Consider the following 22915-nt stretch of genomic DNA (forward strand, 5'->3'; position numbering starts at 1 on the left):
ATATAAGCATTTCATCACACAAATCGGTGCCTCGAGAGAGGGCCACATCAAGGATGATTGAAATGGCTGCCAAGAAGACCGACGACGTATTTTCCATTCCCGCTTTCGACCCGGCCAAGGTCACCGAGAGCTTCCGTGAGTTCGCCGAGAAGGGCGCAACCCAGACCAAGGAAGCCTATGCCAAACTGAAGGCTGCCGCCGAAGACGCGACCAAGACGGTCGAGGCCACGCTCGAGAACGCCCAGGCCGGCACCGTCGAGATCGGCCTCACCGCCATCGAGGCGCTGCGCACCAATGCCGAGAGCTCGCTGTCGCACATGGAAGCCCTGCTTGGCGTAAAGTCGGTTTCCGAGCTGTTCGAACTGCAGACCGCCTACCTGCGCAAGCAGGCCGAGGTTGTCGTCGAGCAGGCCAAGACCATGCAGGAAGCCACCCGCAAGGTCGCCGAAAAGGTCGTCGAGCCCGGCAAGTCGGCCGCGGAGCGCGCAATGAAGACCTTCAAGGCCGCCTGACCGGCAAAGAGCCAAGCATTTGGCCCGCGCCTCTCAGGACGAGAGCGGCGCGGGTTGGCGGACCAAAAGGGGCTGGACGTGTTGTCCAGCCCTTTTTAATATCAACGCCCATACAAGGGGCTTGCATTATCGGCACGCTGCCCGTATGTGAGCCCCCAAGCGCTAAGCGCTTCAAGTGCGGTTGTAGCTCAGTTGGTTAGAGCGCAGGTTTGTGGCACCTGAGGTCGGTGGTTCAACTCCACCCAACCGTACCATTTCCCTCTAGGAAAACCAGCCACTTGCAAGGTTTCGAGACAGCTGGGCTCCTCTGGAGCCACATCGCCTCATCCCACCGTGCAGTCGCAAAGCGATGCCCCGGCCAGATCGTACGGCGCTCTGCAATCAAGGCGAACTTCATACCGCGCCCTTTGCATCGTTGGCCGCTGTTGCTCGAAAGATTTCGCGCTCCGCCTTCAACTTCGCGACCTCACGGCGCAGCCGCTCAATCGGCGCGATTGGCCGCCCGCTTCGGTAGCGGCCAATTTGCTTGTGTCGCGTTCACTCTGCGCTGGCTCGGCCGATCAGGTCGCCGGGGCATCTCCCGTTCTCTGCGCCCCTTTGCGGGGGGCAAGGGACGTCGCTGCCGTGCGAATCCGCTGGCACTCCACGGGCATGCCGGCCTCGAGACAGGCGGCAATGAAGCCCTCGCGCGCGACGGCGAGCGGAGTGCACCTATTCAGCGCGCCGCGACAGAGGCGTGTCGCCCGGTTGTAGTGATCGCCGCGGCGCCGCGGCCATTTGTTCGCGAGGAAGTCGAGGGCGTCATGGGGGCCGGTGAACAGATGGTGGCTGTCGTCGGGCAGGCGCACCGAGAGGGGCATTGACCACGATAAATCCGGAGTGTGCATGGTTTTTCCTCCTTTCCTTGCAAACCGGACAGAGCGAAGCGGCCTAGATATTGGTGCGGGTCCCCGTGCCTTCAAGCGATCATCGCGGTCGGCCCGACTGGCAGTCCGTACGGTCGGGGTCGAGGCGGCTAGACGAAGATCTCCTGTTCGCGATCGACCAGTTCCTGCACGAAGGCCGTGACGGTGCGGACGCGGGCGAGGTCGCGGGCGCTTTCGTGATAGGTGGTCCAGTAGGCCCGACGGATCGTCGTGTCGGGCAGGATGCGCACGAGTTCCACATCCTGGCGGGCGATGTAGTTGTGCAGGATGCCGATGCCGGCGCCCGAGCGCACCGCCTCGGTCTGGCCGGTGGCGCTCGAGATCTCGAAGGAGGCGTTCCAGCTGCGCATCACCTCGGCGGTAAAGTCGAGCGAGGCGGTGAAGATCAGGTCCTCCACATAGCCGATGCGCCGGTGATCCCTCAGTGCTTCGACGCTCGCCGGCTCGCCGTGCGCGGCGAGGTAGGCCCGGCTGGCGTAGAGGCCGAGCGTATAGTCGGTCAGCTTCGAGGAGACGAGACGTCCCTGCTCCGGTCGCCCCAGCGTGATCGCGATGTCGGCCTCGCGCTGGGAGAGGGAGAACGAGCGCGGGATCGGCACGAGTTGGATCTTCAGCTCGGGATGACGCGCGGTCAGTCGCCCGAGCCGCGGCGCAAGAAACGAGACGCCGAAGCCGTCCGGCGCGCCGATGCGCACGGTGCCGGCGACCGCCGCGTCAATTCGGCCGATCGTCGCCTGCGCGGCGAGCATCTCGGTTTCCATTCGCTCGGCCGCGTGGAGGAACACTTCCCCTTCCGCCGTGAGGTCGCAGCCGTTCGTCCGGCGTACCAGCAGTCGCGTCTTCATCGCCTGCTCGAGTGCGCTGACGCGGCGGCTGAGCGTGGCGTGGTTGACCCCGAGCCGGCGCGAGGCGGCCAGGAGCTGTCCGGTCCGCGCCACCGCCAGGAACATGCGCACGTCGTCCCAGTTCATGCAGTCGCCTTCCGTTATCTCACGGGCTTCAAATTTTGCACAACGGATGCTTACAGCAGGCGATTGAATTGAGCAAATTGTAGTGCGATCATCCCTGTCACCAACAAGGAGGATATCCCATGCGCGAGATCGGACATTTCATCGGTGGCAAGCACGTGCCCGGCAAGAGCGGTCGCACGGCCGACGTCTACAATCCGGCGACCGGCGAGGTGCAGGCCAAGGTGGCGCTGGCAAGCGATGCCGAGCTCGCCGCCGCCGTCGAGGTCGCCAAGGCCGCGCAGCCGGCCTGGGCCGCCACCAACCCGCAGCGCCGCGCCCGCGTGTTCATGAAGTTCGTGCAGCTTCTCAACGACAACATGAACGAGCTTGCCGAGATGCTCTCGAAGGAGCACGGCAAGACGATCGAGGATTCCAAGGGCGACATCATCCGCGGCCTCGAGGTGTGCGAGTTCGTGATCGGCATCCCGCATCTGTCCAAGAGCGAGTTCACCGAGGGCGCCGGGCCGAACATCGACATGTACTCGATCCGCCAGCCGGTCGGCGTCGGCGCCGGCATCACCCCCTTCAACTTCCCGGGCATGATCCCGATGTGGATGTTCGCCCCGGCGATCGCCTGCGGCAACGCCTTCATCCTCAAGCCCTCCGAACGCGATCCGTCGCTGCCGATCCGCCTGGCCGAACTGATGATCGAGGCCGGCCTGCCGGCGGGCATCCTCAACGTCGTCAACGGCGACAAGGGCGCGGTCGACGCCATCCTCACCCATCCGGACATCGGCGCCGTCTCCTTCGTCGGCTCCACGCCGATCGCCCGCTACGTCTATGGCACCGCGGCGATGAACGGCAAGCGCGCCCAGTGCTTCGGCGGCGCCAAGAACCACATGATCATCATGCCCGACGCCGACCTCGACCAGGCCGCCAATGCCCTGATCGGCGCCGGTTATGGATCCGCCGGCGAGCGCTGCATGGCGATCTCGGTCGCCGTCCCGGTCGGCGAGGAAACCGCCAACCGCCTGATCGACAAGCTCACGCCGATGGTCGAGAGCCTGCGCATCGGTCCGTATTCCGACGACAAGGCCGATCTCGGCCCGGTGGTCACCAAGGAGGCCCAGGCCCGCATCAGGGGCCTGATCGACAGCGGCGTCGAGCAGGGGGCCAAGCTCGTCGTCGACGGCCGCGGTTTCAAGCTGCAGGGCTACGAGAACGGCTACTTCGTCGGTGGCTGCCTGTTCGACCACGTCACGCCGGACATGGATATCTACAAGACCGAGATCTTCGGGCCGGTGCTGTCGGTGGTCCGCGCCAGCAACTATGAGGAAGCGCTGTCGCTGCCGATGAAGCACGAGTACGGCAACGGCGTCGCGATCTACACGCGTGACGGCGATGCCGCCCGCGACTTCACCTCGCGCATCAACATCGGCATGGTCGGTGTCAACGTGCCGATCCCGGTTCCGCTCGCCTACCACTCCTTCGGCGGCTGGAAGTCCTCGTCCTTCGGCGATCTCAACCAGCACGGCACCGACTCGATCAAGTTCTGGACCCGCACCAAGACGGTCACCAGCCGCTGGCCGTCGGGCATCAAGGACGGCGCCGAGTTCGTCATCCCGACGATGAAGTAGCACTGCGGTGCGGCAGGGCAGGGGGCCGGTGGCATCCCCTGCCGCCAAAAAAAGACGGCGGCCCAGGGGCCGCCGTTGTCGTTTGCCGGGCTTGGCGGCGACTTACATCGCCGGCCCGTCGTTGTAGCCGACCTTGTCGACCAGTTCGGAAGCCTTCTTGCGATTGGCCGCAATGTCGGCCAGCGGCAGCGTGTCCGGCTTGATCTCGCCAAAGGACTTGACGATGTCGGACGGCGCCTTGCCCGGCATCACCGGATATTCGAATACCTGCTCGGCATAGATTTCCTGGGCGTCGCCGGACGCGAGGAAGTCGATCAGCTTCTGCGCATTTTCCTTGTTCGGGGCGTTCTTGGCGAGCGCCACGCCGGAGATGTTGACGTGGGTGCCGCGGTCGCCGCCGTTCGGGAACATGACCTTGATCGCGTTGGCCCAGTCCTTCTGCTCCGGGTCCTTCTCGTTGGTCATCATCAGGCCGACATAGTAGGAGTTGCCGAGCGCCACGTCGCACTCGCCGGCGAAGATTGCCTTGGCCTGGTCGCGGTCTCCGCCGTCGGGCTTGCGGGCCAGGTTGTTCTTCAGCCCGGTCAGCCAGGTCTCGGCCTCGGCTTCGCCATGGTGGGCGATCATCGAGGCGAACAGGCCGATGTTGTAGGAGTGCTGCCCGTCACGGGTGCAGATCTTGCCCTTCCACTTCGGATCGGCAAGCTCCTCGTAGGTGATGGTCTCCTGCGGGACGCGCTCCTTCGACGCGTAGACCACCCGGCCGCGGGTGGTGAGGCCGACCCATGCGCCTTCCGGATCGCGGTACTGCGGCGGGATGTCGCTGTCGACGACGGCACTGGTGATCGGCTGGGTGACGCCGGCATCCTTGGCCTCGGTCAGGCGGGCGATGTCGACCGTCAGGATCACGTCGGCCGGCGAGTTCTCGCCCTCGGCCTGGATACGTTCGACGAGGCCCTTGTCGAGGAAGAGCACGTTGGTCTTGACGCCGGTTTCCTCGGTGAATCGGTCCAGCAGCGGCTTGATCAGGTCCGGCTGGCGGTAGGAGTAGATGTTCACTTCGCCGTCGGCGAGCGCCGGTCCGGCGATCATCGTCGAAACCGATAGGGCAAGCGCGAGTTTCCTGAAATGCGACATGAGGGCCTCCTTATACTTTACCGTTATGCTCACCTTTTAATCTCGCTCCCGTCGCAGTCAATAGGGTCCGGCGCTTTAACATGAATGTGATTTTCCGCTTTTTGGAATTGTTCCAAACTGTGATCCGGCCTATATGTAAGTGACACGTACCGACAGCGGAGCCACCGATGCGCCTGACGAAACAGACAAACTACGCCGTGCGGCTGTTGATGTACTGCGCGGCCAACGGGGAAAAGCTGAGCCGGGTCCCCGAAATCGCCAAGGCCTACGGGGTGTCGGAACTGTTTCTCTTCAAGATCCTCCAGCCGCTGACGCGCGCCGGCCTGATCGAGACCGTGCGCGGGCGCAATGGCGGGGTTCGCCTGCCGCGGGCCGCCAGCGAGATCACCCTCTTCGACGTGGTTCGCGTCACCGAGGATTCGTTCGCGATGGCGGAGTGCTTCGAAACCGGCGAAGTTGTCGAATGTCCCCTGGTCGACAGCTGCGGTCTGAACGCCGCCCTGCGCAAGGCGCTGAATGCCTTCTTCGAGGTTCTTCAGCAGTACACGATCGACGATCTCGTCAAGGCGCGGCCGCAGATCGGCTTCCTGCTCGGGCTCGAGGACGCGCCGTCAAGGCGACAGCCGGCTGCCTAGGCGGCCGGTATCGGCCGAGCCGATTGACCCGCCTTGACCCCTGTCGGGCGGGTTTTGCTTGGCCGTGTTACCTGGCCGCGGGGTCCCGTTCGGTGTACTCCCGGATAATGAAGGCGATCGCGGTCGGGTCCAGCTCGGACTTGTCGATGCGGAAATCGACGCCGTAATCGTCGATCTTCTGGAAATAGGCGTCCGAGATCGATGACGAGATCACGCCGACCGGGCCGATGTAGCCGTTGTGGCGCAGTTCCGGCACGGTTTCGCGGAAGTCGGCCTGGGGTTGGAGGCGATTGTCCATCAGGATCATGTCGAGGGGCGGCTCGCCGGCACGGATGAACTCCAGCGCGGCCTCCACGGTCTCGACATAGTGCAGCTTGATCTCGAAATCGGTCACCTTGCGCATCAGCGCCCGCATGATCACGTTCTCCGCGGGGTCATCGTCGACGAGCAGGATGTTCACAGTGGCGGTCATTGCGTTCCCAGACAGATCATGACAACCGGTCGCGTTTGCTCGGACTGGAGCGGCCGTCGCGCCGGCACGTGCCGGCCGCAGCCGGGCAGGCTGCTGTAGTCCTGGCACTGTGTTTCAGGGCGCCGGACTTCACAACCCCCCGGCGACCGAGTTCCTGCGTTATTGCAACGTTAACCAAGGAATTCGCCGCTCGGTCAGGTGATGATTTGCTCGCGGATCGCCTTCGCCACCATCTGGGTGCGGTTGACCACGTCGAGCTTCTTCAGGATCGTCGCCGTGTGCGAGTTCACGGTGTGCTCGGAGACCGAAACGATGAGGGCGATCTCGCTCGCCGTCTTGCCGTACGAGATCCAGCGCAGGATCTCGGTCTCGCGCGGCGTCAGCCCCATTCCGGTCTTGGCCGACAGCACGACCCTATAGAAGTAGTCGAACACGCAGGCGGTTTCGTAACACAGCTCCATGTGCGGCTGCCGGCCGATATCGTCGGTGTCGCCAAGAAAGAGAACGGCGTAGCGTGCGCCGGTCGTCGCCTGGACCGGTACGCTGACCGCCAGCTCGAAGCCGAGCTGGCCGAGCAGGTCATTTCCATTGCGTTGTTGCCGGTCGCCCCCGTCCGCTCGCCACACCGTCGAGATGGCGGAGCGGTGCAGGCTCTTGAACACGTCTGATTCGCCGAAGCGATGGCGCTTGTCGTAGGCCTCGGCGAGTCCCGCGGGCAGGTCGTGCAGGACCAGCTTGCCGGAGAGTGTGCTGCCGTCCTGTTCGGCGGCGAGCTGGAGGACGCCGAAATGCTCCAAGCCGTACCGCAAGGCCGTGCCATGGAACAGGCGGAAGAAATCGACGCGATTGAGCGCCTTTTCCAGTTCGCCCTCGAAATCATAGCGGCGGTGTTGTTGCGAAAGTGCGGCCACGCGGCCCCCCGAAACCCTCGAGCCCTGGTGCGGAGTCTAGCGTTCCGTTCGCCGGCAGCAAAGGGCCAGCGCGCCACTTTTGCGGCGGCCATCGGCTTTTCCCGGCGAAATTGCCCGACATGGTTGCATTTTTCGTTGGGGTGGCCGTTGCCTGTGCCGGGACGGGCGAGCGGTGGTCGCAGGGCCGGCAGGCTGCGATTTCTCCCTGAGTGCGCCTGACGGCGAGGAGGTCCGTGCAGCCATCGATCCGGGCCTCCTTGACGCCCCCGGAGCCGCGAACCGGCGAATCGGTGGACAGGTCGGCGAGGCGGGGATTCCTCAAAAAAAGACCGTCGCAGGACGATTTTTCTCTACTGTTTTACATTTGGATAAATTTATTCGCGGAGTTATTGCATTCCTGCGGCAAATATCGTTCCATCCGCGCAAGGCCGGGGCCGTCCGCATGCACCCGTGTCCGAAAACAAGAGAACAAAAGCAAATCTGGGAAGCTCGCTATGAAAAAGCTGACTACTCTCCTCGCGGCGACCGCGCTCGCCTCCATGATGGGTACGGCCGCCTGGTCGAAGACGCTGGTCTATTGCTCGGAAGGTTCGCCGGAAGGCTTCGACCCCGGCATGTACACCGCCGGCACGACCTTTGATGCCGCCGCGCGCACAGCCTACAACCGCCTTGTCGAGTTCAAGCACGGCGGTACGGAAATCGAGCCGGGCCTGGCCGAAAGCTGGACGGTTTCGGATGACGGCACGGTCTACACCTTCAAGCTGCGGCCGGGCGTCAAGTTCCAGACGACGGAGTTCTTCACGCCGAGCCGTGACCTGAACGCCGACGACGTCATCTTCTCGTTCGAGCGCCAGTACAAGGACGACAATCCCTGGAACAAGTATGTCGCAGGCGCGTCCTGGGAATACTTCGCCGGCATGGGCTTCCCGGAACTCATCAAGTCGATCGAAAAGGTTGACGACCTGACGGTCAAGTTCACGCTGAACCGTCCGGAAGCGCCTTTCCTCGCCAACCTCGGCATGGACTTCGCCTCGATCCTGTCGAAGGAGTATGCCGACAAGCTGGAAGCCGACGGCAAGATGGAGCTGATGAACCAGCAGCCGCTCGGAACCGGTCCGTTCGCCTTCGTCGCCTATCAGCCCGACGCGGCGATCCGCTACAAGGCACACCCGGAGTATTGGAACGGCCAGCAGAAGATCGACGACCTGGTGTTCGCGATCACGACCGACGCGGCCGTGCGTGCGCAGAAGCTGAAGGCTGGCGAATGCCACATCATGCCCTACCCGAACGCGGCCGACGTGGCTGACCTCAAGGCGGACCCGAACCTGACGGTTCTGGAGCAGGAAGGCCTGAACGTCTCCTACCTGGCCTACAACACCCTGGTCGCGCCGTTCGACAAGCCGGAAGTGCGCAAGGCGCTCAACATGGCCGTCAACAAGCAGGCCATCGTCGACGCGGTGTTCCAGGGCGCGGCCACGGTCGCCAAGAACCCGATCCCGCCGACGATGTGGTCCTACAATGACGCCGTCGAAGACGACAAGTACGACCCGGAAGCCGCCAAGAAGATGCTCGAGGACGCTGGTGTCTCCGGCCTGAAGATGAAGATCTGGGCCATGCCGGTCGCCCGTCCGTACATGCTCAACGCGCGCCGCGCCGCCGAGCTGATGCAGGCCGACCTGGCCAAGATCGGTGTCGAGGTCGAGATCGTGTCCTACGAATGGGCCGAGTACCTGAAGCGCTCCTCCGACAAGGACCGCGACGGCGCGGTCATCCTCGGCTGGACCGGTGACAACGGCGACCCGGACAACTTCCTCGACACGCTGCTCGGCTGCGACGCGGTCGGCGGCAACAACCGCGCGCAGTGGTGCAACCAGGAATTCGACGACCTGATGACGAAGGCGAAGACCACCTCCGACGTCGCAGAGCGTACGAAGTACTACGAAGAAGCCCAGGTGATCTTCAAGAAGGAAGCGCCCTGGAACACCCTCGACCATTCGCTCGTCACGGTTCCGATGAGCAACAAGGTTTCGGGCTTCGTGATGGACCCGCTCGGCATCCACCGCTTTGACGGTGTGGACATCGCCGAGTAAAATAACAATCAGAACAGCGCGCAGTCAAAGCGCGCGTGGCCGGCGGTCCGAAGCAATCGGGCCGCCGGTTTTCCAATAAGGGATTTGGCTCCCATGCTACGATTCATCCTGGGACGACTGGCCGTCCTGATACCCACCTTTGTCGGGGTATCGATCATCGCCTTCTCCTTCATTCGGCTTCTTCCCGGCGACCCCGTCATGCTCATGTCGGGCGAGCGCGTGATGTCGCCCGAGCGCCACGCCGAACTGATGAACCAGCTCGGCCTCGATCGTCCGTTCTACGTCCAGTACCTGGACTACCTCGGCGGCCTGCTCACCGGCGATTTCGGAAGTTCGATCGTCACCAAGCGCCCCGTTCTGGAAGACTTCATGCAGCTCTTCCCGGCGACCCTGGAATTGTCGCTCTGCGCCATCATCCTTGCCGTCTGTCTCGGCATCCCGGCCGGTGTTGTGGCGGCCGTAAAGCGCGGGTCCTGGCTGGACCAGACCGTCATGGGCGCTGCCCTTGTCGGCTATTCTATGCCGATCTTCTGGTGGGGCCTGCTGCTCATCATCTTCTTTTCCGGCTATCTCGGCTGGACCCCGGTCTCGGGCCGGATCTCGCTGATCTACTACTTTCCCCCGGTGACCGGTTTCATGCTGATCGACAGCCTGCTGTCCGGACAGGCAGGGGCCTTCAAGTCCGCCGTCACCTACCTGATCCTGCCGACGGTCGTGCTGGCGACGATCCCGCTCGCCGTCATCGCGCGCCAGACGCGCTCGGCCATGCTGGAAGTGCTCGGCGAGGACTATGTCCGTACCGCCCGCTCCAAGGGGCTGGCGCCGCTGCGCATCGTCGGCGTCCACGCGCTGCGCAATGCGATGATCCCGGTCATCACCACGATCGGCCTGCAGGTCGGCGTGCTGCTTGCCGGCGCGATTCTCACCGAGACCATCTTCTCCTGGCCCGGCATCGGCAAGTGGATGGTCGATTCGGTCTTCAAGCGCGACTATGCCGTGGTGCAAGGCGGCCTCATGCTGATCGCTGCCATCATCATGCTGGTCAATCTCATCGTCGATCTCCTCTACGGGCTCGTCAACCCGCGGATCCGGCACTAGGAGGTGGCCCAATGACTGCAATCGAAACCAAGGCCACCGATGCAACGGTGGTCGAAACCAAGTCGTCCCCGCCCTCGGGCCTGTCCGAGTTCTGGTTCTACTTCTCCCGCAACAAGGGAGCAGTACTCGGCCTCGTCGTCTTTCTTGTCATCCTGCTCGTGGCGATCTTTGCGCCGCTGGTGGCGCCGCATGACCCGAGCCAGCAGAACCGCGCGTTCCTGCTTCTGCCCCCGGCCTGGACGCAGGGCGGCAACTGGAGCTTCGTGCTCGGCACGGACGCGGTCGGGCGTGACATCCTCTCACGCCTGATCTATGGCGCGCGCTTCTCGCTCTTCATCGGTCTTGTCGTTGTCACCCTGTCGGTTCTCTCGGGCGTGCTGATCGGCCTCGTCGCCGGCTATTTCCGCGGCAAGGTCGACACCTTCATCATGCGCATCATGGACATCATCCTGGCGTTTCCCTCGCTGCTGCTGGCGCTGGTGCTGGTCGCCGTGCTCGGCCCCGGCCTGCTGAACGCCATGATCGCGATCTCGCTCGTCAACCAGCCGCATTTCGTGCGCCTGACCCGTGCCTCGGTGATGACCGAGCGGACGAAGGAGTACGTTATCGGCTCGCAAGTCGCCGGCGCCGGCACGCTGCGACTGATGTTCAAGACGATTCTGCCAAACTGTCTGGCGCCCTTGATCGTACAGGCGACGCTCGCCTTCTCTGCGGCGATCCTCGACGCTGCGGCGCTTGGCTTCCTCGGCATGGGCGCCCAGCCGCCGACGCCGGAATGGGGCACGATGCTCGCCGAGGCGCGCGAGTTCATCCAGCGCGCCTGGTGGGTGGTTACTTTCCCCGGCCTGGCCATCCTCATCACCGTGCTTGCCATCAACCTCATGGGTGACGGCCTGCGCGATGCCCTCGACCCCAAGCTGAAGAGGTCGTGACCATGTCGCTATTGGAAATCAAGAACCTCACCGTCGAGTTCGAGACGTCGTCCGGCCTGTTCCGGGCCGTGGACGGGGTCTCGTTCTCGTGCGACAAGGGGGAGATCCTTTCGATCGTCGGCGAGTCCGGTTCGGGCAAGTCCGTCTCGATGCTGGCCGTCATGGGGCTCCTGCCGTGGACGGCCAAGATCACCGCGGACCGCATGGCCTTCGACGGCAAGGATCTGCTGAAAATGTCGCAGCGCGAGCGGCGCAAGATCATCGGCAAGGACATTGCCATGATCTTCCAGGAGCCGATGTCGAGCCTCAACCCGTGCTTCACCGTCGGCTTCCAGCTCGGCGAGACGTTGCGTATCCACATGGGGCTCAACCGGGCCGAGCGGCGCCAACGGTCGATCGAGCTCCTGCGCCTCGTTGGCATTCCTGCGCCCGAGGATCGGCTTTCCAACTACCCGCACCAGATGTCGGGCGGCATGAGCCAGCGTGTGATGATCGCGATGGCGCTGGCCTGCAATCCCAAGCTGCTGATTGCCGACGAGCCCACGACGGCGCTCGACGTGACGATCCAGGCCCAGATCCTCGACCTGCTCGCGCGGCTGCAACGGGAGCACGGCATGGCGCTGGTGTTGATCACGCACGATATGGGCGTGGTCGCCGAGACGGCCCATCGCGTGCAGGTGCAGTATGCCGGCCAGAAGGTGGAGGAGCAGCCGGTGAAGGAGCTGTTCCGCGATCCGCATCACCCCTATACCGCCGCGCTGCTGTCCTCGCTGCCGGAGCGCGCCACCGTCGGCGGCCGTCTGCCGTCGATCCCGGGCGTCGTGCCCGGCCAGCATGACCGGCCGACGGGCTGTCTGTTTTCGCCGCGCTGCTCGTTCGCCACCGACATCTGTCGCAAGTCCGTGACGCTGCAGCCGCCGTCGCTCGGCAATGCGCTGTGCAACTACCCGCTCCTGGGCGGCGTCCCGCAAAACCATCCCGGCAAGTCTGCCGCACTGGCCGAGGAGCGTGCCTGATGAGCCAGCCAGTCATCCAGGGGAAGGACCTTTCCCGCTTCTATTCCGTCAACCGCGGCATGTTCAAGCCGGCGGCCACGGTCAAGGCGCTCAACGGCGTCACCTTCGAACTGCACTCCGGCAAGACGCTGGCCGTCGTCGGCGAATCCGGCTGCGGGAAATCGACGCTCGCCCGCCTCGTCACGATGATCGAGGACCCTACCGACGGCACGCTGCTGATCGACGGCAAGCCGGCGCAGGTCGGCGACGGTGCGCTGCGCAGCGTGGTGCAGATCGTCTTCCAGAATCCCTACGGGTCGCTCAATCCGCGCCAGAAGGTCGGGGCGATCCTGGAGGAGCCGCTTGTCATCAACACCAAGGACAACGCGGCGACGCGGCGCCGCAAGGTCGAAGAGATGATGACCAAGGTGGGGTTGCGGCCGGAGCACTACGACCGCTATCCGCACATGTTCTCCGGTGGCCAGCGCCAGCGCATTGCCATTGCAAGGGCGCTGATGTTGCGGCCGAAAGTGCTGGTCCTCGACGAGCCGGTCTCGGCGCTCGATCTCTCGATCCAGGCGCAGGTGCTGAACCTGCTGATGGATTTGCAGAAGGAGATGGGGCTCGCCTATCTCTTCATCTCGCATGGCCTTTCGGTGGTGCGGCATATCGCCGATGACGTGATGGTGATGTACCTGGGACGGCCGGTCGAGACGGGCACCGCCGAGAGCGTCTTCGCCCACCCGAAGCACCCCTACACGGCCGCTCTTCTGTCGGCGACGCCGATGGCCGATCCCGAGCGGAAGCGTGAGCGCATCCAGTTGCAGGGCGAACTGCCCTCGCCGCTGAACCCGCCGGCGGGTTGCCCGTTCAACCCGCGCTGCTGGCGCGCCACGGACGCGTGTCGGCAGGAGATGCCGCCGCTCGAAGGCGACGCCACCCAGAACTACGCCTGCTACCATCCGCTCTGATGACGGACGAATTGCCCGCGCAACGATACGAAGCGGCGGCTCCCCCGCCGCCTCGCATCGTCGTCATGGGCGTCAGCGGCTGCGGCAAGACCTCGGTTGCTCAAGGGCTGGCGCATGGCCTGTCGCTGCCCTTCCTCGAAGGCGATCAGCTGCATCCGCCCGGCAATGTCGAGAAGATGTCTCGGGGGATACCGCTGGCCGATGCCGATCGCTGGCCTTGGCTCGACCTGATCGGCGAACGGCTGCGCACGGCCGCCGAAACGGGGCAGGGCATCGTCGTGTCCTGCTCCGCCCTGAAGCGTGCCTACCGCGACCGGCTGCGGGCCGCCGCCGGCGGCGGTGTTGTCTTTGTCTATCTCAAGGGCGACCGCGCGCTTCTCCTTGCCCGGATGCAGGCACGGCAGGGCCACTTCATGCCGGCCAGCCTCCTGGACAGCCAACTGGCGACGCTGGAAGATCCGCAGGCCGAGCACGGCGTCGTGACGGTCGGCATCGACGCGCCGTTGGAGGCTATCGTCGCGGCCGGTCTCGATGCGCTGGCCGCGTTGTCCCGGATGCCGTAGCCGACACGTGTCACAATCGCTCTGGCAATGCGGCAGCGGCGATCGTATAGAGCGAACGCCGCACCAGGTGCCCGCTGGCGGATGGCTGCAGCGTTCCTTGCGGACGCCGGCCGCAGGGCTTGATCAGTTAAGACAGGAACAGTCCCATGACCATTACTCGCTTTGAAACCGGCGCACGCATGAGCCAGGCCGTCGTCCACAACGGCACCGTCTATCTGGCCGGCCAGGTCGGCGAGCCCGGCGCCGACGTTGCCACCCAGACGCAGCAGGTGCTGGCGGAGGTTGACCGGCTGCTGGCACTCGCCGGTTCCGACAAGACGCGCATCCTGTCCGCACAGATCTGGCTCGCCGACATGGCCGACTTCCAGAAGATGAATGCGGTCTGGGACGCCTGGGTTGCCCCGGGCCACACGCCGGCACGCGCGACCGGCGAATCCAAGCTCGCCGGTCCCGAGTATCTGGTCGAGATCATCATCACGGCCGCGCAGGCCTGATCGCAACGGCTTGCCGACAGGCGGGCCGCCGGTTCCGGCGGCCCGCTCTTGTGTTGGTCTGGGTCAGGCGCTCTTGGCCAGCCGGGCGTGTTCGTCGAAGAACAAGGCCTGGCTGATCAGCGCCTTGACCATTTCCGGGTTGAACGGCTTGGTCACGAGGAAGGCCGGTTCGGGCCGTTCCCCGGTCAGCAGGCGCTCCGGGAAGGCGGTGATGAAAATCACCGGTATGCTGCTGCTCTTCAGGATGTCGTTGACGGCATCGATTCCGGAACTACCGTCGGCGAGCTGGATGTCGGCCAGCACCATGCCCGGTCGCGCGCGGTTGAACAGTTCGAGCGCCTCGGCATGGGTGCGCGCGATGCCGGTGACACGATGCCCTAGTCCGGTCACCATGTCCTCGATATCCATCGCGATCAGCGGCTCGTCCTCGATGATCATGATATCCGTGGCGACCTGCTGCGAGATCTCGCGCGAGGCCTGGTCCAGGAGAGCTTTGACCTCGCCCTCGGTCACGTCGAGAATGTCGGCGCAATCAGCCAGCTCGAAGCCCTCGACGGCAACGAGCAGGAAAGCCTTGCGGGCAAGTGGCGTCACATGGGCGAGATTGGCCGCGGCGTGCCGCTCCCAACTGAAGGGTGACTGGCTGGCTGCGGCCGGGTTGACCTGGACCTTGTCGAACAGCGAGCAGTAGAGCCTGAAGAGGCTGATGCGGTCGTCCGCACGCTCGGGATATAGCGAGACATCGTTGACCAGCGCCTCGAGGATGGCTGCCACGTACGCATCGCCGGAGGTCTGCGACCCGGTCACCGCACGCGAAAAGCGCCGCAGCAATGGCAGGTGAGGTGCGATTCGGGTGGATAGCGGCATATACTTCTCCCTGAATTTGTTCCGAAATCGGCTAGTTTGCTGTAAATTCACCGCTAGGAAGCAATTTTGCTGTGAAATTATACCCCATATGACGCGCGGCGGCCTGGGGGCGACGACAGAATGCATGTTGCAAGGAGCAGATGGTCATGAGCAAGCCTGCTGTCGGCGGCCGCATTCCGAAAGGTGCGGCCAACGCTCTCGATCCAAACAGCGTACTCGGTCGCAAGCTGCGGTCGTTCTACGAAGCCATCGAGACCGAGCCGGTGCCGGACCAACTGCTCGATCTGCTCGAACAGCTGGACGAGGCGGAACGCAAGGCCAAATCCGGGCGCTGACTGACCCGGCCGTTCTCCCGGACACGCAAAGAAACGGGCCGTCGGCCCGTTTCTCTCTTCCAAGGCAATATGATCAGCGGCAGGGGGCTTCATAGCGGCGCCCGTAGCGGTCGCGATAGATGCAGCGGCCCGGTTCACTGGCATTGCCGATCAGCGCGCCGATCGCGCCGCCGGCGAGCGCACCGACCGCGGCCCCGCCGACCTTGTTGGTCGCAACGCCACCGATGATGGCGCCGGAGGTGGCGCCGATCGCGGCCCCCTTTTCCGTCTGGGTGCAGGCGCTGACGGTAAGGACCGTGAGCGCCAGAGATGCTGCGAGCATGAGTTGTTTCATTGCGTTATCCTCTCCCGAAGGGGTTCGACTTCAGATGCGTCCCATCAACACCAGAATAAGCAGAATGACGATGACGAGTCCAAGCCCTCCCGACGGTCCGTAGCCCCAGCTGCGGCTGTAGCCCCAACTCGGCAGGGCTCCGATAAGAAGCAGGATGAGAACAATGAGCAGAACGGTACCAAGCATCAAGCGCCTCCGGTGATGTCAGGCAATCAGATTGCGTTGGCCGGTAAATGCACGAGCCGGCGAATTGTTCCCGCGCCGAGTGCAATTCACCGCGGACAGGGACGGCTGAGCGGCCGCCGTGCGCGCCCGAAGGTCGGTCGGCCGTAGTTGTCGGAACGATCCCAGAGCTTTCGCGTTTTGTCCGGGCAACCCACCGGAAAGGAGACCCGAATGAACTGGGATATCATTGAAGGCAAGTGGAGAGAGTACAAGGGCAAGGCGCAGGCCCAGTGGGGCAAGCTGACTGACGACGATCTCGACGTCATCGACGGCCGCCGCAACGAACTGGCCGGCAAGATCCAGCAGCGCTACGGCGTCGCCAAGGACGAGGCGGAGCGCCAGATCGATGAGTGGCAAAGCCGCCACTAACACCTCAAGTTGCATACTGACGCCGCCGCGGTTCCGCGGCGGCGCTTTGCTGTCTGGGTCGCAGGCAGACTGCCGGCGATGGGAACTTTAGTCAGGCGATTTCGTTGTTGCTTGCGATGACAAAAGAGGAGACCGTCATGCTCTACTATGCGCTTATTTTTCTCGTCATTGCGCTGATCGCCGGCGTCCTTGGTTTCGGTGGAATCGCCGGTGCATCGGCAGGAATCGCCCAGATCCTGTTCTTCGTCTTCCTAGTGCTGCTGGTCGTGTCGCTGGTGTTTGGCTGGTCGAGGCGGGTCTGATTCACCATCCGTGGCAAAAGCGGGCGGCGCGCATGCGCCGCCTTTTTCATGTCTCGACGAAGAACTTGACCCGGTCTGCGGCAAAGCGCGAGCGCGAATACTGGATCGGCTGCCCGCCGATATCCGCATTGACCGCAGTCGTGACCAGAAGGATGGCGCCGGGCGAGAGCTTGAGCTGACGCAGATCCTCCCCTTCGGCATGAACGGCGGAGATCTCCGTGGATTGGCGCACATAGTCGTCGACGCCGAGTTCAGCGAGTGCCTTGGTGATGGATCCGGTACGCCGGTAGAGATCGCCTATGCCGGAGAAGCGGCCCGCGGGAAAATAGTTGGTGGCCGCCGAGATCGGCTTGCGGTCCGCGGTTCCGACCGTCTCCAGCCGCACGCATTCGGTGCCCGTGGCAAGCCCGAGCGCCTTGGCCACCGCCGGGGGCATTGGTTCCAAGGTCTGCGCGAGCAACCGCCCCTCGAGTTCCCTTGCCTGGTCACCCAGCCCCTGGGAGAAGCGAGTGCGTCGGGAGATCGGAAAGGTCAGCCGGTCGCGCCGCTCGATCAGGGTCCCGACCCCCTGCACCGCGCGCACCATGCCCTCCTGCGCGAGCGAGGCGAGGGCGCTGCGGACGGTGTGACGGTTGACGCCGAACCGTTCCGCAAGCGCTGTTTCCGGCGGCATCATGCCGGTCGCATCATAGTCCCCATTGTTGATTGCCAGCCGCATCCTGTCGGCGATTTGCCGCCAGAGTGCCACGCCGGACTGACGTTCGATCATTTTTTCCTCCTGTCATGGGCCTGTCACGTTGCCCCGCTATTGGGGGACCATAGAATGTACGATTGTCTAGATCAATAGACAACATATGACGACAAGTTCTGGAGACAGGCAATGGCACCACTTCAAAGGCAGACCGAAACCGGCCTCGAGCCGGCAGAGCGGAAGCAGGCGATGGGCCTGCTTGCCAAGGCCACACGCGCGGAACTGGAAACGGCCTGGAACACGCTGCAGCCGAAGCCGGATGTCGTGCCGGTGCGGGGGCCGGAGGCGGGACTGGTCATGGTGCGCGGCCGCATCGGTGGCGGTGGCGCGCCGTTCAACCTCGGCGAGGTCACGGCGATGCGGGCCAGTGTGCGGCTTGGCGACGGCGTCATCGGCCACGGCCAGGCGCTGGGAACCGATGGCGAAAAGGCGCGGCTGGCGGCGGTATTCGACGCGCTGCTGCAGGTGCCGGATCATGTGCCGACCGTCGAGCGCCTGCTGGACGGGATTGCGGCCCGCATCGAGGCCGACGACGCGAAGAGGGCACGCGAGACCGCTGCCACCCGCGTTGACTTCTTCACCATGGTTCGCGGAGACGACTGATGGCCGAGACCCAGATCTTTTCCGGCGGCTTCGCCGAGCCGGTGTTCGCGGCCCAGGCGGTCTTTCGCGCGGTAATGGACTGCATGGCCCGACCGGGCACGGTCGGCGAGATCCTTGCGGCCGCAAGGCCGCCCCAGCCGATGAGCGCCGCGGCGGGCGCGGTGGCGCTGACGCTCTGCGACCACGACACGCCGGTCTGGCTGACACCAGCGCTTGCCAGGTCGAAGCTGCCCGGCTGGCTCTCGTTCCACACCGGGGCCGGTGTGGTAACCGAGAAGCAGGACGCCCGCTTCGCCTTCGTCGAGAAGGGCGGAGCGATGCCGGGGCTCGGGCTCTTCGCCCAGGGCACGCAGGACTATCCGGATCGCTCGACGACGCTGGTGGTCGAGGTCGACAGCCTCGAGGGCGGGCGGCCGCTTGTGTTGAGCGGCCCGGGCATCCGGGCCGAGGCCCGGCTGGCGCCGCGCGGCTTGCCGGAAACCTTCGTCTCGCTGGCCGAGGTCAACCGGGCGCAGTTTCCGCGCGGCATCGATCTGATCCTCGTGGCGGGCGACCGCATCGCCTGCCTGCCGCGCACGACCGTCATCAGAAGTGGGGAGGCCTGAGTCATGTATGTCGCCGTCAAGGGAGGCGAGGCCGCCATCGCCAACGCCCATCGCCTGCTCGCCGACCGTCGCCGTGGCGACCGTAGCCTGCCCTCCATCACCATCGAGCAGATCGTCGCCCAGCTCGGGCTGGCGGTCGATCGGGTCATGGCCGAGGCGTCGCTCTTCGATCGCGCCTTGGCTGCGCTCGCCATCCGCCAGGCGCGCGGCGACCTGATCGAGGCGATCTTCATCCTGCGTGCCTACCGCACGACGCTGCCGCGCTTCGGCTATTCGGTACCGCTGGAGACCGAGCGGATGCAGATCGAGCGTCGCGTTTCCGCCACCTACAAGGACCTGCCCGGCGGACAGTTGCTGGGGCCGACCTTCGACTATACCCATCGTCTGCTCGATCCGTCGCTTCTGGGCGACGAACCGGTCGACGCGGCGCCCCAGCGCGATGCCGATCACGAGCCACCGCTGCGCGTGGCCGACATCCTCTCCGGCGAAGGGCTGGTGGAAGGCGATGGCGACCTGCCGGACGGCCATGTCCCGGCGGACCTGACGCGCGAACCGCTGGAGTTTCCGATGGAGCGCGACCTGCGTCTGCAGGCGCTTGCCCGCGGTGACGAAGGCTTTCTGCTGGCGCTCGGCTATTCCACCCAGCGCGGCTATGCCCGTACCCACCCCTTTGTCGGCGAGGTCCGCATCGGCGAGGTCGAGGTGGAGCTGGACTTGCCGGAACTCGGCTTTTCCGTCTCGCTCGGCCGGATCCAGGTCACCGAATGCCAGATGGTCACCCAGTTCAACGGGTCGGCCAAGCAGCCGCCGCAGTTCAGCCGCGGCTACGGTCTCGTCTTCGGCCAGAGCGAGCGCAAGGCCATGGCCATGGCGCTGGTCGACCGCGCGCTGCGCGCCGAGGAGTTCGGCGAGGATGTCGTTGCCCCGGCACAGGACGAGGAATTCGTCATCTCTCATTCCGACAACGTGCAGGCCACTGGCTTCGTCGAGCACCTGAAGCTGCCGCACTACGTCGACTTCCAGGCCGAACTCGACCTCGTGCGCCGCATGCGGCGCGAACATGACGAACGCAACCGCGAAGACCCAGGCGAAGCGACGCTGGAGGCAGCCCAATGACCGCCGTACCGACCGAACTGGCGAGCTACAACTTCGCCTATCTCGATGAGCAGACGAAGCGGATGATCCGCCGCGCGATCCTGAAGGCGATCGCCATTCCGGGCTACCAGGTGCCGTTCGCCTCGCGCGAGATGCCGATGCCCTATGGCTGGGGCACCGGCGGCGTGCAGGTGACGGCGGCGATCCTCGGGCCGGCGGACGTTCTCAAGGTGATCGACCAGGGCGCCGACGACACGACCAACGCCGTCTCCATCCGCGCCTTCTTCCAGAAGGTCGCCAGCGTCGCCGTGACAACGAAGACGCGCGAGGCGACGATCATCCAGACCCGTCACCGCATCCCCGAGGAACGGCTGACGGCCGGCCAGACGCTGGTCTACCAGGTGCCGATCCCCGAGCCGCTGCGCTTTCTCGAGCCGCGCGAGACCGAGACCCGCAAGATGCACGCGCTCGAGGAATACGGCCTGATGCACGTCAAGCTGTACGAGGACATCGCCCGGAACGGCCACATCGCCACGACCTATGCCTATCCGGTGAAGGTGGAGGGGCGCTACGTCATGGACCCGTCGCCGACGCCGAAGTTCGACAATCCGAAGATGCACATGTCGGAAGCGCTGCAGCTTTTCGGCGCCGGCCGCGAGAAGCGCATCTATGCCGTGCCGCCCTTCACCGAAGTGGTCAGCCTCGATTTCGAGGATCATCCGTTCGAGGTCCAGACCTTTGACAAGCCCTGCGCACTCTGCGGCGCGGAGGGCGTCTATCTCGACGAGGTCGTGCTCGACGACCGGGGCGGACGGATGTTCGTCTGCTCCGACACCGACCACTGCGAGGACCGCCGCGACCACGGCCACCGCGGAACCATGCTCGCCTACAACAAGGAGGCTGCCCGATGAGCGACGCCCCTCTGCTCAAGGTCCGTGACATCTCGAAATTCTACGGCAGCCGCATCGGCTGCCGCCAGGTCTCCTTCGACCTCTGGCCGGGCGAGGTGCTGGCGATCGTCGGCGAGTCCGGCTCCGGCAAGACGACGCTGCTCAATTGCCTGGCAACGCGGCTGATGCCGACTTCCGGCACCATCGAGTACCGCATGCGCGACGGCCAGATGCGCGATCTTGCCCGCATGGGCGAGGCCGAGCGGCGGTTCCTGATGCGCACCGACTGGGGCTTCGTGCACCAGAACCCTGCCGACGGCCTGCGCATGACGGTGTCGGCCGGCGCCAATGTCGGCGAGCGGCTGATGGCCGTCGGCGATCGCCACTACGGCAACATCCGTGACGCTGCCGGCGACTGGCTCCGGCGCGTCGAGATCGGCATCGACCGCATCGACGACCAGCCGCGCGCCTTCTCCGGCGGCATGCGCCAGCGCCTGCAGATCGCCCGCAACCTCGTGACCTCGCCCCGCCTCGTCTTCATGGACGAGCCGACCGGCGGCCTCGACGTGTCGGTACAGGCGCGCCTGCTGGACCTTGTTCGCGGCCTCGTCCACGACCTCGGGCTCTCGGCCATCATCGTCACCCACGACCTCGCCGTCGCGCGTCTTTTGTCGCACCGGATGATGGTCATGAAGGACGGTCATGTGATCGAGCAGGGCCTGACCGATCGCGTGCTCGACGATCCGCGCGAGGCTTACACCCAGCTTCTCGTCTCCTCCATTCTCCAGGTTTGACGGCGATCGCCGCGAAAATCGGCTGCAAAAGGACAGACATCATGGCGACCCCACTTGTCGTTTCCGAAGTTTCGAAAAGCTTCACCATGCACCTGCGGGACGGGGTGCGGCTGCCCGTCGTCTCCGACGTCAATTTCTCCGTCAGGACCGGCGAATGCGTGGTTCTCGGCGGCCCCTCCGGCATCGGCAAGAGTTCGCTCCTGAAGATGGTCTACGGCAATTACGGCGTCGACGGCGGGCAGATCCTGATCGGGCACCAAGGCAAGGTGATCGACCTTGCCAGCGCCGACCCGCGCACCGTGCTCGCCGTCCGCCGAGTCACGCTCGGCTATGTCAGCCAGTTCCTGCGCGTCGTACCGCGCGTCTCGGCCGTCGACATCGTCGCCGAACCGCTGCTCGAGGGCGGCGAGGCCCCGGCCGTCGCCCGGCAGAGAGCCGAGGACATGTTGTCCCGCCTCAACCTGCCGCGCGAACTCTGGCAGCTGCCGCCGGCGACCTTCTCCGGCGGCGAGCAGCAGCGCGTCAACATCGCCCGCGGCTTCATCACCGACCACCGCATCCTCCTGCTCGACGAGCCGACCGCCTCGCTCGACGCGAGGAACCGCGCGATCGTCGTCGACATGATCGAGGAGAAAAAGAAGGCCGGGGTGGCACTTCTCGGCATCTTCCACGACGACGACGTGCGCACCGAGGTCGCCGACCGCATCGTTGATGTCTCCGCCTTCTCCCCGCGAAAGGCTGCGGCATGACCAAGCTTTCCGAAACGCCGCTCATTCATGCCACCGCGTCGGTCACCGACAGCAGCCTCGGGCGCTACACCGAGATCGCCGAGCGCTGCCGCATCAGCGAGACCGAGCTCGGCGACTATTCCTACATCATGGAGGACGGTTCGGTCTGGTGCGCCACCATTGGCAAGTTCGCCAACATCGCAGCCTCCGTGCGGATCAACGCCACCAACCATCCGACGTGGCGCGCGACGCTGCATCATTTCACCTATCGCGCCGGCGACTACTGGCCGGATGCCGACCAGGAAGAGAGCTTCTTTGCCTGGCGTCGATCGCACCGCGTGACGATCGGGCACGACGTGTGGATCGGTCACGGCGCAACCGTCCTCCCCGGCGTCACCATCGGCAATGGTGCCGTCGTCGGCTCAGGCGCCGTTGTCACCAAGGACGTGGCCCCTTACACGATCGTCGGCGGGGTGCCGGCAAAGCTGATCCGCGACCGTTTCGGCAAGCATATTGCCGAGCGTTTCGAGCGGCTTGCCTGGTGGGACTGGGATCACGACCGGCTGCGTTCGGCGCTGGACGATTTCCGCGCGCTCGATGCCGAAAGCTTCCTTGCCCGCTATGGCGCCTGAACGCCGAAAAGTCCCGGAAATCCGGGCGTCGTGGATTGTTACCGAACGGACATGAAACTGAC

The 22915-nt window shown here is 64.8% G+C and carries 29 protein-coding genes and 1 tRNA gene; 21 read left to right on the top strand and 9 right to left on the bottom strand.

Annotation, left to right across the window (positions count from 1 at the left end; translation table 11 throughout):
- The first annotated feature begins 62 nt into the window (after window positions 1–62).
- Both ACXAGF_RS03010 and ACXAGF_RS03015 read left to right on the top strand, forming a co-directional pair.
- Window positions 63–512: a phasin gene (locus tag ACXAGF_RS03010; RefSeq protein ID WP_475014414.1), complete on the top strand. Its 450-nt coding sequence runs from the start codon at window positions 63–65 to the stop codon at window positions 510–512.
- 177 nt (window positions 513–689) lie between these two features.
- Window positions 690–766, top strand: a tRNA-His gene (locus ACXAGF_RS03015).
- Between the two features lie 306 nt (window positions 767–1072).
- On the opposite strand, the gene ACXAGF_RS03020 is transcribed toward ACXAGF_RS03015, so the two are convergent.
- Window positions 1073–1399: a DUF982 domain-containing protein gene (locus tag ACXAGF_RS03020; RefSeq protein ID WP_475014415.1), complete on the bottom strand. Its 327-nt coding sequence runs from the start codon at window positions 1397–1399 to the stop codon at window positions 1073–1075.
- 128 nt (window positions 1400–1527) lie between these two features.
- The gene (locus tag ACXAGF_RS03025) at window positions 1528–2409 is read right to left on the bottom strand and encodes a LysR family transcriptional regulator (protein ID WP_475014416.1); all 882 of its coding nucleotides are present in this window, start codon (window positions 2407–2409) and stop codon (window positions 1528–1530) included.
- A gap of 119 nt (window positions 2410–2528) precedes the next feature.
- On the opposite strand from ACXAGF_RS03025, the gene ACXAGF_RS03030 reads away from it, so the two are divergent.
- Window positions 2529–4025 (top strand): CoA-acylating methylmalonate-semialdehyde dehydrogenase, encoded by a 1497-nt coding sequence (locus ACXAGF_RS03030; RefSeq protein WP_475014417.1) that lies wholly within the window; start codon window positions 2529–2531, stop codon window positions 4023–4025.
- A 102-nt stretch (window positions 4026–4127) separates the two neighbouring features.
- Here the strand turns inward: ACXAGF_RS03030 and ACXAGF_RS03035 are convergent, their stop codons facing one another.
- Entirely contained in the window at window positions 4128–5162 is a 1035-nt protein-coding gene (locus ACXAGF_RS03035) for a Fe(3+) ABC transporter substrate-binding protein (protein WP_475014418.1), read from the bottom strand.
- Window positions 5163–5329: 167 nt separating this feature from the next.
- Between ACXAGF_RS03035 and rirA the strand changes: the two genes are divergently transcribed.
- Window positions 5330–5797: an iron-responsive transcriptional regulator RirA gene (rirA, locus tag ACXAGF_RS03040; protein ID WP_475014419.1), complete on the top strand. Its 468-nt coding sequence runs from the start codon at window positions 5330–5332 to the stop codon at window positions 5795–5797.
- Window positions 5798–5864: 67 nt separating this feature from the next.
- Here the strand turns inward: rirA and ACXAGF_RS03045 are convergent, their stop codons facing one another.
- The gene (locus ACXAGF_RS03045; RefSeq protein WP_475014421.1) at window positions 5865–6269 is read right to left on the bottom strand and encodes a response regulator; all 405 of its coding nucleotides are present in this window, start codon (window positions 6267–6269) and stop codon (window positions 5865–5867) included.
- A gap of 194 nt (window positions 6270–6463) precedes the next feature.
- Window positions 6464–7180 (bottom strand): helix-turn-helix transcriptional regulator, encoded by a 717-nt coding sequence (locus ACXAGF_RS03050; RefSeq protein ID WP_475014422.1) that lies wholly within the window; start codon window positions 7178–7180, stop codon window positions 6464–6466.
- Between the two features lie 494 nt (window positions 7181–7674).
- On the opposite strand from ACXAGF_RS03050, the gene ACXAGF_RS03055 reads away from it, so the two are divergent.
- From ACXAGF_RS03055 to ACXAGF_RS03085, 7 genes are all read left to right on the top strand, one after another.
- Window positions 7675–9270, top strand: a complete 1596-nt coding sequence (locus tag ACXAGF_RS03055) for an ABC transporter substrate-binding protein (protein WP_475014424.1) — start codon at window positions 7675–7677, stop codon at window positions 9268–9270.
- A gap of 93 nt (window positions 9271–9363) precedes the next feature.
- Complete coding sequence (locus tag ACXAGF_RS03060; protein WP_475014425.1) at window positions 9364–10368, top strand: ABC transporter permease subunit; 1005 nt, start codon at window positions 9364–9366, stop codon at window positions 10366–10368.
- Window positions 10369–10379: 11 nt separating this feature from the next.
- Window positions 10380–11300, top strand: coding sequence for an ABC transporter permease subunit (locus tag ACXAGF_RS03065; RefSeq protein WP_475014426.1), 921 nt, complete (start codon window positions 10380–10382; stop codon window positions 11298–11300).
- A 2-nt stretch (window positions 11301–11302) separates the two neighbouring features.
- Window positions 11303–12316 (top strand): ABC transporter ATP-binding protein, encoded by a 1014-nt coding sequence (locus tag ACXAGF_RS03070; RefSeq protein WP_475014427.1) that lies wholly within the window; start codon window positions 11303–11305, stop codon window positions 12314–12316.
- Window positions 12316–13266 (top strand): peptide ABC transporter ATP-binding protein, encoded by a 951-nt coding sequence (locus tag ACXAGF_RS03075; protein ID WP_475014428.1) that lies wholly within the window; start codon window positions 12316–12318, stop codon window positions 13264–13266. The genes ACXAGF_RS03070 and ACXAGF_RS03075 overlap by 1 nt, the downstream gene beginning before the upstream one ends.
- Window positions 13266–13829, top strand: a complete 564-nt coding sequence (locus tag ACXAGF_RS03080; RefSeq protein ID WP_475014429.1) for a gluconokinase — start codon at window positions 13266–13268, stop codon at window positions 13827–13829. Before ACXAGF_RS03075 ends, ACXAGF_RS03080 begins: the two co-directional genes overlap by 1 nt.
- Window positions 13830–13975: 146 nt before the next feature.
- On the top strand, window positions 13976–14323 hold the full coding sequence (locus tag ACXAGF_RS03085) for a RidA family protein (protein ID WP_475014430.1): 348 nt from the start codon (window positions 13976–13978) through the stop codon (window positions 14321–14323).
- Between the two features lie 63 nt (window positions 14324–14386).
- Here ACXAGF_RS03085 and ACXAGF_RS03090 read toward each other — a convergent pair whose 3' ends face one another.
- Complete coding sequence (locus ACXAGF_RS03090) at window positions 14387–15190, bottom strand: response regulator (RefSeq protein WP_475014431.1); 804 nt, start codon at window positions 15188–15190, stop codon at window positions 14387–14389.
- A 146-nt stretch (window positions 15191–15336) separates the two neighbouring features.
- On the opposite strand from ACXAGF_RS03090, the gene ACXAGF_RS03095 reads away from it, so the two are divergent.
- Complete coding sequence (locus tag ACXAGF_RS03095; RefSeq protein ID WP_475014432.1) at window positions 15337–15525, top strand: NepR family anti-sigma factor; 189 nt, start codon at window positions 15337–15339, stop codon at window positions 15523–15525.
- Between the two features lie 73 nt (window positions 15526–15598).
- On the opposite strand, the gene ACXAGF_RS03100 is transcribed toward ACXAGF_RS03095, so the two are convergent.
- Both ACXAGF_RS03100 and ACXAGF_RS03105 read right to left on the bottom strand, forming a co-directional pair.
- On the bottom strand, window positions 15599–15859 hold the full coding sequence (locus ACXAGF_RS03100; protein WP_475014433.1) for a YMGG-like glycine zipper-containing protein: 261 nt from the start codon (window positions 15857–15859) through the stop codon (window positions 15599–15601).
- Window positions 15860–15889: 30 nt separating this feature from the next.
- A complete protein-coding gene (locus tag ACXAGF_RS03105; protein ID WP_475014434.1) occupies window positions 15890–16045 on the bottom strand; it encodes a DUF3309 family protein in 156 nt (51 codons plus the stop codon).
- A 210-nt stretch (window positions 16046–16255) separates the two neighbouring features.
- Between ACXAGF_RS03105 and ACXAGF_RS03110 the strand changes: the two genes are divergently transcribed.
- Window positions 16256–16453, top strand: a complete 198-nt coding sequence (locus tag ACXAGF_RS03110) for a CsbD family protein (protein WP_475014435.1) — start codon at window positions 16256–16258, stop codon at window positions 16451–16453.
- A 137-nt stretch (window positions 16454–16590) separates the two neighbouring features.
- The gene (locus tag ACXAGF_RS03115; RefSeq protein WP_475014436.1) at window positions 16591–16755 is read left to right on the top strand and encodes a DUF1328 domain-containing protein; all 165 of its coding nucleotides are present in this window, start codon (window positions 16591–16593) and stop codon (window positions 16753–16755) included.
- A gap of 46 nt (window positions 16756–16801) precedes the next feature.
- On the opposite strand, the gene phnF is transcribed toward ACXAGF_RS03115, so the two are convergent.
- A complete protein-coding gene (gene phnF, locus ACXAGF_RS03120; protein WP_475014437.1) occupies window positions 16802–17524 on the bottom strand; it encodes a phosphonate metabolism transcriptional regulator PhnF in 723 nt (240 codons plus the stop codon).
- A 111-nt stretch (window positions 17525–17635) separates the two neighbouring features.
- Here phnF and phnG point away from each other — a divergent pair, with 111 nt between their 5' ends.
- Genes phnG through ACXAGF_RS03155 form a run of 7 tightly spaced genes read left to right on the top strand, consistent with a single transcriptional unit; the run spans window position 17636 to window position 22853 of the window.
- Window positions 17636–18109 carry a phosphonate C-P lyase system protein PhnG gene (gene phnG / locus ACXAGF_RS03125; protein WP_475014438.1) on the top strand — a complete coding sequence of 158 codons (474 nt, stop codon included), beginning with the start codon at window positions 17636–17638 and terminating at the stop codon, window positions 18107–18109.
- The gene (gene phnH / locus ACXAGF_RS03130) at window positions 18106–18714 is read left to right on the top strand and encodes a phosphonate C-P lyase system protein PhnH (protein WP_475019199.1); all 609 of its coding nucleotides are present in this window, start codon (window positions 18106–18108) and stop codon (window positions 18712–18714) included. The genes phnG and phnH overlap by 4 nt, the downstream gene beginning before the upstream one ends.
- Window positions 18715–18717: 3 nt before the next feature.
- Complete coding sequence (locus ACXAGF_RS03135; RefSeq protein WP_475014439.1) at window positions 18718–19830, top strand: carbon-phosphorus lyase complex subunit; 1113 nt, start codon at window positions 18718–18720, stop codon at window positions 19828–19830.
- A complete protein-coding gene (locus ACXAGF_RS03140; RefSeq protein WP_475014440.1) occupies window positions 19827–20720 on the top strand; it encodes an alpha-D-ribose 1-methylphosphonate 5-phosphate C-P-lyase PhnJ in 894 nt (297 codons plus the stop codon). Before ACXAGF_RS03135 ends, ACXAGF_RS03140 begins: the two co-directional genes overlap by 4 nt.
- Complete coding sequence (gene phnK, locus ACXAGF_RS03145; protein WP_475014441.1) at window positions 20717–21493, top strand: phosphonate C-P lyase system protein PhnK; 777 nt, start codon at window positions 20717–20719, stop codon at window positions 21491–21493. The genes ACXAGF_RS03140 and phnK overlap by 4 nt, the downstream gene beginning before the upstream one ends.
- 41 nt (window positions 21494–21534) lie before the next feature.
- Window positions 21535–22242: a phosphonate C-P lyase system protein PhnL gene (phnL, locus tag ACXAGF_RS03150; protein WP_475014442.1), complete on the top strand. Its 708-nt coding sequence runs from the start codon at window positions 21535–21537 to the stop codon at window positions 22240–22242.
- Window positions 22239–22853 (top strand): DapH/DapD/GlmU-related protein, encoded by a 615-nt coding sequence (locus ACXAGF_RS03155; protein WP_475014443.1) that lies wholly within the window; start codon window positions 22239–22241, stop codon window positions 22851–22853. The genes phnL and ACXAGF_RS03155 overlap by 4 nt, the downstream gene beginning before the upstream one ends.
- Window positions 22854–22915 lie beyond the last annotated feature (62 nt).

Source organism: Mycoplana sp. ABR4_002, from assembly GCF_056159645.1.

Excerpts from the sequence above, each read along its gene's own strand:
- ACXAGF_RS03010 (WP_475014414.1), top strand. The coding sequence starts at position 63 with ATGGCTGCCAAGAAGACCGACGACGTATTTTCCATTCCCGCTTTCGAC.
- ACXAGF_RS03020 (WP_475014415.1), bottom strand. The coding sequence starts at position 1,399 with ATGCACACTCCGGATTTATCGTGGTCAATGCCCCTCTCGGTGCGCCTG.
- ACXAGF_RS03025 (WP_475014416.1), bottom strand. The coding sequence starts at position 2,409 with ATGAACTGGGACGACGTGCGCATGTTCCTGGCGGTGGCGCGGACCGGA.
- ACXAGF_RS03030 (WP_475014417.1), top strand. The coding sequence starts at position 2,529 with ATGCGCGAGATCGGACATTTCATCGGTGGCAAGCACGTGCCCGGCAAG.
- ACXAGF_RS03035 (WP_475014418.1), bottom strand. The coding sequence starts at position 5,162 with ATGTCGCATTTCAGGAAACTCGCGCTTGCCCTATCGGTTTCGACGATG.
- rirA (WP_475014419.1), top strand. The coding sequence starts at position 5,330 with ATGCGCCTGACGAAACAGACAAACTACGCCGTGCGGCTGTTGATGTAC.
- ACXAGF_RS03045 (WP_475014421.1), bottom strand. The coding sequence starts at position 6,269 with ATGACCGCCACTGTGAACATCCTGCTCGTCGACGATGACCCCGCGGAG.
- ACXAGF_RS03055 (WP_475014424.1), top strand. The coding sequence starts at position 7,675 with ATGAAAAAGCTGACTACTCTCCTCGCGGCGACCGCGCTCGCCTCCATG.
- ACXAGF_RS03060 (WP_475014425.1), top strand. The coding sequence starts at position 9,364 with ATGCTACGATTCATCCTGGGACGACTGGCCGTCCTGATACCCACCTTT.
- ACXAGF_RS03065 (WP_475014426.1), top strand. The coding sequence starts at position 10,380 with ATGACTGCAATCGAAACCAAGGCCACCGATGCAACGGTGGTCGAAACC.
- ACXAGF_RS03070 (WP_475014427.1), top strand. The coding sequence starts at position 11,303 with ATGTCGCTATTGGAAATCAAGAACCTCACCGTCGAGTTCGAGACGTCG.
- ACXAGF_RS03075 (WP_475014428.1), top strand. The coding sequence starts at position 12,316 with ATGAGCCAGCCAGTCATCCAGGGGAAGGACCTTTCCCGCTTCTATTCC.
- ACXAGF_RS03080 (WP_475014429.1), top strand. The coding sequence starts at position 13,266 with ATGACGGACGAATTGCCCGCGCAACGATACGAAGCGGCGGCTCCCCCG.
- ACXAGF_RS03085 (WP_475014430.1), top strand. The coding sequence starts at position 13,976 with ATGACCATTACTCGCTTTGAAACCGGCGCACGCATGAGCCAGGCCGTC.
- ACXAGF_RS03090 (WP_475014431.1), bottom strand. The coding sequence starts at position 15,190 with ATGCCGCTATCCACCCGAATCGCACCTCACCTGCCATTGCTGCGGCGC.
- ACXAGF_RS03095 (WP_475014432.1), top strand. The coding sequence starts at position 15,337 with ATGAGCAAGCCTGCTGTCGGCGGCCGCATTCCGAAAGGTGCGGCCAAC.
- ACXAGF_RS03100 (WP_475014433.1), bottom strand. The coding sequence starts at position 15,859 with ATGAAACAACTCATGCTCGCAGCATCTCTGGCGCTCACGGTCCTTACC.
- ACXAGF_RS03105 (WP_475014434.1), bottom strand. The coding sequence starts at position 16,045 with ATGCTTGGTACCGTTCTGCTCATTGTTCTCATCCTGCTTCTTATCGGA.
- ACXAGF_RS03110 (WP_475014435.1), top strand. The coding sequence starts at position 16,256 with ATGAACTGGGATATCATTGAAGGCAAGTGGAGAGAGTACAAGGGCAAG.
- ACXAGF_RS03115 (WP_475014436.1), top strand. The coding sequence starts at position 16,591 with ATGCTCTACTATGCGCTTATTTTTCTCGTCATTGCGCTGATCGCCGGC.
- phnF (WP_475014437.1), bottom strand. The coding sequence starts at position 17,524 with ATGATCGAACGTCAGTCCGGCGTGGCACTCTGGCGGCAAATCGCCGAC.
- phnG (WP_475014438.1), top strand. The coding sequence starts at position 17,636 with ATGGCACCACTTCAAAGGCAGACCGAAACCGGCCTCGAGCCGGCAGAG.
- ACXAGF_RS03135 (WP_475014439.1), top strand. The coding sequence starts at position 18,718 with ATGTATGTCGCCGTCAAGGGAGGCGAGGCCGCCATCGCCAACGCCCAT.
- ACXAGF_RS03140 (WP_475014440.1), top strand. The coding sequence starts at position 19,827 with ATGACCGCCGTACCGACCGAACTGGCGAGCTACAACTTCGCCTATCTC.
- phnK (WP_475014441.1), top strand. The coding sequence starts at position 20,717 with ATGAGCGACGCCCCTCTGCTCAAGGTCCGTGACATCTCGAAATTCTAC.
- phnL (WP_475014442.1), top strand. The coding sequence starts at position 21,535 with ATGGCGACCCCACTTGTCGTTTCCGAAGTTTCGAAAAGCTTCACCATG.
- ACXAGF_RS03155 (WP_475014443.1), top strand. The coding sequence starts at position 22,239 with ATGACCAAGCTTTCCGAAACGCCGCTCATTCATGCCACCGCGTCGGTC.